This window comes from Corynebacterium sp. HMSC073D01 (genome assembly GCF_001815555.1).
GTDB lineage: Bacteria > Actinomycetota > Actinomycetes > Mycobacteriales > Mycobacteriaceae > Corynebacterium > Corynebacterium glucuronolyticum.
Window position 1 is genome coordinate 67,463 of the sequence record NZ_KV821070.1, and the last position, 8,268, is coordinate 75,730.

9 protein-coding genes and 2 pseudogenes are annotated in these 8,268 nt (G+C 57.4%); 8 read left to right on the forward strand and 3 right to left on the reverse strand.

Translation table 11 applies throughout. The features are described from left to right. Positions 1-148: 148 nt before the first annotated feature. From HMPREF3044_RS10065 to HMPREF3044_RS12985, 4 genes and pseudogenes are all read left to right on the forward strand, one after another. Entirely contained in the window at positions 149-901 is a 753-nt protein-coding gene (locus tag HMPREF3044_RS10065; protein WP_246821015.1) for a pentapeptide repeat-containing protein, read from the forward strand. A 644-nt stretch (positions 902-1,545) separates the two neighbouring features. After that, positions 1,546-1,698: pseudogene (locus HMPREF3044_RS13440) on the forward strand (pentapeptide repeat-containing protein); the annotation flags it as partial. Between the two features lie 72 nt (positions 1,699-1,770). Then, positions 1,771-1,980: a hypothetical protein gene (locus HMPREF3044_RS13445; RefSeq protein WP_231286109.1), complete on the forward strand. Its 210-nt coding sequence runs from the start codon at positions 1,771-1,773 to the stop codon at positions 1,978-1,980. A gap of 11 nt (positions 1,981-1,991) precedes the next feature. Then, a pseudogene (locus tag HMPREF3044_RS12985) lies at positions 1,992-2,242 on the forward strand (MBL fold metallo-hydrolase); the annotation flags it as partial. A gap of 809 nt (positions 2,243-3,051) precedes the next feature. Here HMPREF3044_RS12985 and HMPREF3044_RS13170 read toward each other — a convergent pair. The 3 genes from HMPREF3044_RS13170 to glxR form a co-directional block, all read right to left on the reverse strand. Then, positions 3,052-3,207: a hypothetical protein gene (locus HMPREF3044_RS13170; RefSeq protein WP_168167250.1), complete on the reverse strand. Its 156-nt coding sequence runs from the start codon at positions 3,205-3,207 to the stop codon at positions 3,052-3,054. 3 nt (positions 3,208-3,210) lie between these two features. Further along, on the reverse strand, positions 3,211-3,957 hold the full coding sequence (locus tag HMPREF3044_RS10075; protein ID WP_070741355.1) for a hypothetical protein: 747 nt from the start codon (positions 3,955-3,957) through the stop codon (positions 3,211-3,213). A gap of 348 nt (positions 3,958-4,305) precedes the next feature. Next, entirely contained in the window at positions 4,306-4,989 is a 684-nt protein-coding gene (gene glxR / locus HMPREF3044_RS10080; RefSeq protein ID WP_005390841.1) for a CRP-like cAMP-activated global transcriptional regulator GlxR, read from the reverse strand. A 217-nt stretch (positions 4,990-5,206) separates the two neighbouring features. On the opposite strand from glxR, the gene nth reads away from it, so the two are divergent. From nth to HMPREF3044_RS10100, 4 genes are read left to right on the forward strand one after another with little or no spacing between them, the layout of a single operon-like run. Beyond that, complete coding sequence (gene nth, locus HMPREF3044_RS10085) at positions 5,207-5,824, forward strand: endonuclease III (protein ID WP_005394670.1); 618 nt, start codon at positions 5,207-5,209, stop codon at positions 5,822-5,824. Continuing rightward, positions 5,821-6,330, forward strand: a complete 510-nt coding sequence (locus tag HMPREF3044_RS10090; RefSeq protein WP_005394672.1) for a TlpA family protein disulfide reductase — start codon at positions 5,821-5,823, stop codon at positions 6,328-6,330. The genes nth and HMPREF3044_RS10090 overlap by 4 nt, the downstream gene beginning before the upstream one ends. Next, positions 6,327-6,989 carry an NUDIX hydrolase gene (locus HMPREF3044_RS10095; protein WP_005390837.1) on the forward strand — a complete coding sequence of 221 codons (663 nt, stop codon included), beginning with the start codon at positions 6,327-6,329 and terminating at the stop codon, positions 6,987-6,989. The genes HMPREF3044_RS10090 and HMPREF3044_RS10095 overlap by 4 nt, the downstream gene beginning before the upstream one ends. After that, a complete protein-coding gene (locus tag HMPREF3044_RS10100) occupies positions 6,970-8,181 on the forward strand; it encodes a MarP family serine protease (RefSeq protein ID WP_005394676.1) in 1,212 nt (403 codons plus the stop codon). The genes HMPREF3044_RS10095 and HMPREF3044_RS10100 overlap by 20 nt, the downstream gene beginning before the upstream one ends. Positions 8,182-8,268: the final 87 nt, after the last annotated feature.

An 8,268-nucleotide genomic window follows, 5' to 3' on the forward strand; every position in this document is an offset into this window, starting at 1 on the left:
GCGGAGCAGTCCACACGCGTGACGTTGCGCTATATCAAGGAACACGAGTAGCGGAGACGCAAAAACGCGCGATTGGGTGTTCCCAATCGCGCGTTTTTATGAGCGAATATGTGGCCCCTGACCACCATCTATCCGATAGACTGGTGCTGTGGTAACAGGCATGATGGAGGAGCGACTGGCGCGGATACAAAAACTATGGAATAGTAGCGATGATTTCACAAAGCTAGCCGCTGGTCTTGATCTCATAAATGTACTTGACAACCTGTGTCTGAGCGATAAATCGAGGAATTCTGACCTTTCCCATTCTGTTTTGGCTTTCCTCCTCGAGTGCGCAAGTGGCTCTGATGAGTCGAGGAACCCATGGCCGTGGATGAATCGCAAAGAATTGTTAAATCCCGTGCTCAATCGAATTCAGTTCCGTGATGGTAACCTCTACTGGACCGTAAAAGGAGAGGAAACGCAATTCGACAGATTAATAGCCCCGGATGAGATCCCGAATCGCTGGTTTAAAACAGGATTTGGTGGAAAGAGGTTTTTCGGTAGCAGCTTCATCGGAATATCGGCAGAGTCTTTATATTTTTCAAATTCTAGTTTTGACAGCGTTGTTTTCTCACAGGCTGCCTTTAAAAGCGTTCAAGCATTTAATTCTGTCTTCACAAATTGCACTTTTAATCCTTCATCGTTTAGCGGTTGTATTTTCTATAATTGCAGTTTTTTGCACTCGACCTTCGACAAAACGGTGTTTTCGGGGACTTTGTTCCAATCCTGTGGCCTAGAATCGAGTGATTTCTCACGTGCATTTTTCGACGCAGAATGCTCCTTTGAAAGGCAAGAATACGTCTCCTGCGTACAAGCGAGCGATGCTGAGGCCCCGAATATGTCAAAAATGAGGCGGTGGTGATGGTTACTGGGGTGCTATGGCAGACAATACTAACAAACCTTTTGTCCTCTTCATGCCGTGTGCGGAGAACCGGAGTGGAGCAAGCCCTGGAGTATCTCGACACCTTATTGTTGGGCGGCGATGCAGAGCAGATCAGTAACTGTGTGAGTGTGCTCGTTGCCTTCGCTAATTCCTCTTTTGGTTGCGCAGGATTTGATCCGAAAAACCGGCCTGCAGATAAGGGGGTACTCTTTAGACGGCAGAAGTGGAACTTTACGCGATGGAAGGATGGACACTCTCGCCACACCTGCCGTTGGCAACCTACGTACCGGGCAGTGCAAGGGTTAATAGAGCGGATTGTGGAGCCTGCGTATTTCTCTCAGCCTGAGATGTTTGATGCATACCTTCATGATATGGCCAGGTGTCCAAACGTGTATCTCATGCCACAGGGGGGACATGATTCGACAAAGGCAGTGCCTTGTCATGTCTCCTTGGCCTTTTCTCGCTTGCCGGGCTTGGTGCTTGACAGTTCGGTGATCGACTCAGTCTCCTTGTTTCAATCGGTTCTCGAAGACGCGAAATTAGTCCGGGTCCGTGGGCGGAAAACAGACTTCACCTGCAGCTACTGGACGAGAGCGGTCATCACGGGAGATTTTCAGTACTCGATGTGGATAGCAGCGTACGTGCGATCAGGTCACTTCTCGGGAAACTTTGCCAACGTCCACTTTGATAGAGCGAATTTGGCAGGGAGCTCCTTTGCCGGATCCGACCTTCTGTGTTCGGTCTTCCCTGAGGCCGTGCTTATTGGTGCTGATTTACGTGGTTGCCGGGCTCTCGCGACAGCGTTCGACGGAGCTGTTGTAGATGACAAGACGCAATTCCCTGATGGGATGTCTATTGCTCGTGATGGTCGCGCAGTTGTGGAAAAGCGCTGGCCGGGAATTGACGTTGTCGACGATCCGTCTTACTACCTCGAAGAGGAGTCAGTTAGTCTGCCACCGCACTACCGCAACACACTCGATGCGCGGGGGGCTCACTGCAGGAATGTCTGGACGGTCAACGCGTATATGGACGGGAATCCGTTCTCTCCTCCCGGATAACGCCTAGTGGGCGCGGCAAGGGCATCCCGCTCCTTCCTGGCCACGGCCCGGATCACCCGGATACCGCCGACCTGGCCGCGCGCTACATTGAGCGGCGCGAGTACCGCCTCAAGCAGGTGCGTGAGGCGCTTGCAGAGCTCGCCCCGATGCCAAGGTTCGCGACATCGTGGACAAGGTCTACGACAACGTGGATCCGGTTCTGCGCGATTCGGCGGAGCAGTCCACACGCGTGACGTTGCGCTACATTCACGAGCACGATTAGGGAGAGACTTTTTCCTTAAAGCACAGCTGGATAGCCAGGACCGACTAATCCAGATGTGCGCAGCTTACGAGCTCATGGAGTTATCAAAGTTAGACAGGGAATGCGCCGCATTTCTCGTCCGGGAAGCGTGCAGAGTAATTCCTGTGAGGCCCGCAGTTGAATTAACCTATCGGTTTTCCCGCTGGTCGGAGTATTTGAACACATGGGCTCGACGATGTGGTACGGCGATAGCCTGGGATTGTGTTCGTAGAAAACCCCGCACGAAGGCACATTAGACAAGGTCATATGTTGCCCAACACGCTGTGTCAATCGTTGGGATAATCCGGACAGGAAATCTGCGCTCGAACCTCGTGGCACGGCTGGAATGCATACGATCCACCTCGCTTTGAAGAAAACTCGTCTAACGAGCAATAGACAGCAGCGTGGGTGCGAATCAACTTAGAAGTTCTTATGACAACCAGGGGCCAATGGTTCGAGCCTGTTTTCGTCCTTGAGTAGCAGCGTACACCTCAGGCAAGCAGAAGCCCCACCGGTGAAAAGCGATGCTCTCGGCCTGTGGGGCAAATAGTTACTAGCGTCGCAACTCATGCGGTCAAGTAAGCCCGTTGAGTAGGCGCCAACTTTCACCTATTTTGGCCTTTCCTAATTGGCCTTGCCTACTCTTCACAACATCCGCAGCACATCTGAATAGCTGAAAAAGTCGCCTAACTCTTGTTGGACAAGAGGTGACACCGGCGATGTTTCCCAGGATTTCAGGTGGCTACGGATGTGCGTTAGTTTCCCTATTTTAGTGGTTTGTAGTTGGAAAACTAAAGCCAGAAAATGACGAGGGAAACCAGCGCTGCACCTGCAACAATATTTCCCCAGTTTGGCAGTACATTGAAAAAGATCAGAAGGAAAAACACAATGGTAACAGCTAGCAATACCAACCTCTTAGGGAGGTTGTAGCCTTGATCTTGCTTCATTTTCTATTGCATCCTTTCGTTATGAATCGGGGCCCAGGTCGGAATTCCAAAGGGGGGAACAAGTACAGAAATTCCAAGCTCGGCGTAATTTACATCAAAGATCACTCCACGTTCGATGTGGTTGCCGATAGCGACGGCACCGATGCCGCCAACGGCTGAAAGTACCTTGCTTACAATCGGCTCTGGGATAAAGATACCGGCGACACTCACACCGCCTGCAGCCGTAGCCAAGGTCTCTTTAGAAAGGTAGATTGTTGCCTTGTTCCAAGAAAAATCGACTTTGGTAACTCCACCGGAAATGCCTCTTTCCTCGGCGTGAATCTGATCTTCTTGTGAGTTGTAAACGGTGATCGTGTTTTGCCAGGTAACGCTTTCAGTCTCAGTGGTCTCGATACCGTGGCGGACTTGTTTGTTCGTGGTGGCGATTGCTTCAGAGACTTCGCGGAGTTCCTCCGGTGTCAACTGATCTTTTGCTGCGCGGCGGTCAAGAACAAATTGCCCATCTTCAGCGGTGACAAATTTGTCTGCTTTTGCGGCGAGATCTTCGCTAACCGTGGTCTGTGATGTCTCTGGAACGTTGTTTTCGGCTATTGCAGGGGGGCAAGAAGGGTTGTAGCCATCGCGCCTGCGACAATCGGCGAAACAATCTTCCTGTTCAAGTAGTGCATCCTTGAAACTCCTTTTCTTACGTAGTCGGATGAACTTTTGGTCGCTATACTCCGTTTCGCTGCGGTTTTGTGTCAACTGCATCAACGCGAGAGGGAGCGTGGCGCCGAGTGTACGGAGGGTAACCGTTAGGAGCAACAGTTATAAGGTAAAAAGAATCGAATGATACTAAAGGCTGAGATTTGCCTGTATGGCATTTCCAGTTGATTTTCACTCGTTCTGTGAAGATTATGTGGGGGTAGTGAAAAGCCGGGATAACCACATATTTGCTTCAGCTCTTGTTCGAGTTAACCAAGAAAACGGCACGGGATTGGTAAGACGGAAACTGTCGGGGAGATTCGGGCCTTCAGCGTGCGGCAAAAGTGTCGCACGGGGCTAAATAAATCCCCTCAGTATCGCGGAGGTACTGAGGGGGTTCCGGTTCTTAAGAAACTAGTGGGCGCGGCGGGCGAGGGCTTCCGTTTGCAGGATCACGATGGACTTGCCCTCGAGCTGAATCCAGCCACGGTGGGCGAAGGTGGCCAGCGCTTTGTTTACCGTCTCGCGGGAGGCACCGACGAGCTGAGCGATCTCCTCCTGGGTGAGGTCGTGGTTGACGCGCAGGACGCCGTTTTCGTGGACACCGAAGCGGTTGGCCAGCTGCAAGATGGTCTTGGCCACACGGCCGGGGACATCGGTGAAGATGAGGTCGGCAAGGTTGTTATTTGTGCGGCGGAGACGGCGGGCCAGCACGCGGAGGAGCTGCTCGGCGATCTCCGGGTGGGCGGACAGCCACATGCGCAGCTGATCGGAATTCATGGTGGCTGCGTGGACATCGGTGACGCAGACGGCAGAGGAGGTACGGGGGCCCGGGTCGAAGATGGACAACTCACCAAACATGTCGGAGGGGCCCATGACCTGGAGGAGGTTCTCGCGGCCGTCGTTGGCGTGGCGGGCGAGCTTCACCTTGCCGGAGGTGATGATGTAGAGGCGGCTGCCGGGGTCGCCCTCTTCGAAGATGGTGGTTCCCCTGCCGAAGCGGATGGTTTCCAGTTCCTTGATGAGATTGTTGACCGCTACGGGGTCAACACCCTGGAAAATCCCAGCCCGTGAGAGAACTTCCTGTACGGATTCCACATTCGCTCCTTCAACGCCGATAAAAGTTACATTTCACACTGTACACTATGTGATAGGTCACTAATGGGGGAACCGAGAAATTTCCGTCACTACCGGGTGCAGATCTTCTCGTATTGCTCCATGCCAATGGCAAACAGGGCGACCAGGACGGGTACGAGCAAGGAAAAAACAAAGATCATGCGCCCCAGCTTACTTATCCCCCGCTAAGGTGTGAATTATGACCGTCCCTGTTATCAACGCACGACTCGCTGCGGAACACCCCGACGCGCACTGTGAGCTGAACTACGACACCCCGTTCCAGCTCGCCGTGGCGACGATCCTTTCCGCGCAGTGCACGGACGTTCGCGTGAACAAGGTGACTCCCGGGCTCTTTGCCGCCTACCCGGACGCCGCAGCCATGGCCGGCGCGGACATCCACCACGTGGAGGACCTCATCCGGTCGACGGGGTTCTTCCGCAACAAAGCAAAGAACATCGTCGCTATGGCGAATACCGTGATGGAGGAGTACGGGGGAGAAATGCCACGCACGCTCGATGAACTCGTGGCGCTGCCCGGAGTGGGGAGGAAGACCGCCAACGTCATCCTGGGTAACGCCTTCGGCGTGCCGGGGTTGACGGTGGACACGCATTTTCTGCGCCTCATGCGCCGGTTGGGAATCACCACCTCCACCAACGCGGTGACCGTGGAAAAGCAGGTTATGCCCCTGCTCGACCCCGCCGAGTGGACGATGTTCTCCCATCGCCTTATCTTTCATGGCAGGAGAGTGTGCACCGCCCGGTCCCCGCACTGCGAGGAGTGCGTCCTCGCCGATATTTGCCCCAAGGTAGGAGTATGAACAAGACAATCGGCTGGTCCATCGTCGGCGCGATCATCGTCATCGCCGGACTCATCCTCGGCGTGCCGCACCTGCTCAGCGGCCACCCGGCGGGTGACACGCACGCCTCCACAACGCAGGCGATCGCGCCGCGCCCGGACTGCCCCCTGCGCACCGTTAGGGGAGTGGAACTCGAGTGCCTCGGTGGCGAGAAAGGCGATGCGGAGGACGTCGACAAGCAAAAGACCCTCATCAACGTGTGGGCCTGGTGGTGTGAGCCGTGCCGGGAGGAACTTCCCATGATCCAAGAGTTTGCCGATACCCACCCCGACTGGACCGTCGTGCTCGTGCACGCGGACGCGAACCCCGCCAAGGGGGCCGCGATGCTCACCGACATGGGGATCACCCTGCCCAGCTACTCCGACACCGACGGCACGTTCGCCGGGGCGCTGTCCCTACCCAGCGTCGTGCCCATCACCCTCATCGGCGACGACATCCACGCCGGACCCCTCAAGGAACTGCCATGATCCCCACCTGGATAGCACGCCTCGTGCAGGCCACCCCCGAGATCAACCGCCAGCTGGCACACACGCCGGCGGAAAACCGCGACCAGGAGGCCGCCGTCCTCATGCTGTTCTCCGGCGACCCCGCAGCCGACACCGTGCCCCGCGACGCGGGCGTCCTCCTCACACACCGCAACCCCACCATGCGCACCCACTCGGGGCAGATTGCCTTCCCCGGCGGCCGCACCGACCCGACCGACGACGGACCCGTCCACACCGCGCTGCGGGAGGCCTGGGAGGAAACAGGGCTCGACCCCAACACCGTCCAGCCCGTGGCGCAGCTCGACGAGGTCCACATCCGTCGCTCCGGCTACCCCATCCACCCCATCATCGCCTATTGGCTGGAGCCGGAGGAGGTCTACCCGGCAAGCCTCGACGAGACCGACGACGTTTTCGAGGCGCCGCTCTACCACCTGCTCGACCCCGCCAACCGCCTCATGGTCGGCCACGGCGCCTGGAAGGGCCCGGCCTTTTCCATCAACGGCTACATCGTGTGGGGCTTCACTGCTGGCCTGTTGCACGCGGTTTTCCGTGGTGCCGGCTGGGAGAAGCCGTGGGATGAGTCGGTCCACGATCTCTCCACTGTCTTGAGCCATTCACGCAATGGCGAACGACTTCGCTAATATGCACACTGTTATGACCCCCTCCCTCCTCGTCGACCTGATCATCGCTGGCGCCGCCCTCATCACATTCATCATGGGGTGGCGCCAGGGCGCCTTCGCCTCCGTGCTGTCCACGGTCGGGGTGCTCAGCGGCATCGTCTTGTCTGTCGCCCTCATCCCGATTGTCGCCGATTACACCACCAACGACACCCTCACCCTGCTACTCGGGCTCGGTGTCATGGTGCTCATCGCCGGCTTGGGGAACCTCCTCGGCGGCTTCGCCGGCGTCAAGCTGCGGCAGTCGATCCGCACCCGCACCGCGATGACCATCGACTCCGTCCTCGGGGCCATCTTCCAGTCCATCGCCTTCCTCCTCGTCGTGTGGTTCGTGGCGATGCCACTTGCCACCCGGTTGACCGGCCCGATTGGGGAGGGGATCAAGGGCTCGCGGGTGCTGTCGGCCATCGACACGCTCACTCCGCCCGTCGTGGACAACCTTCCAGCCCAGCTTGTCGCCACCCTCTCCGAGTCCGGCCTGCCACCCCTTGTCTCGCCGTTTACGGGCTCGCGTGAGGTTGACCCACCGAACATCCTCATCGAGGACACGGCCATGGTCGATCGCGTCCGACCCTCCGTGGTCTATGTGCTTGCCGACGCTGCCCAGTGCTCCCGTCGCCTCATGGGCTCCGGCTTTGTCACCTCCCCGGACACCATCATCACCAACGCCCACGTCGTCGCTGGCGCCGACACCGTCCATGTGGAGACCACCTCCGGCAAGAAGGACGCCACCGTCGTCTTCTACGACCCAAACACCGACCTCGCTGTCCTCCACGTCCCCGACCTCGGCTTGCCGACGCTGCCGTGGGCAACAGATGCCGCCACCACCGGCGACGACGCCGTCGTCATGGGCTTCCCCGAAGGCGGCCCCTTTGAGGCCCGCCCCGTCCGCATCCGCGACAAGATCATGGTCAACGGCCCCAACATCTACGCCTCCACCCGCCTGGACAGGGAAACCTACTCCCTACGCGGAACTATCCGCCACGGCAACTCCGGTGGCCCGCTTGTGAACCCTGATGGCGAGGTCCTCGGCGTGATCTTCGGCACCGCCATCGACGAGTCTGAGACCGGCTACGCCCTCACCGCCGACGAGGTCATTTCCACCATCGGTGAATTCTCCACCCGCGAGGTAGACACCGGGGCCTGCGTGGCGTAGCAGCTGCCCCGAGCCCGCGCGCCCAAATGCGGCCCGACTCCGTTTGAGTTCTCGTGCTTCGGTTCCGGCTGGGCCGTGTTGTGTACG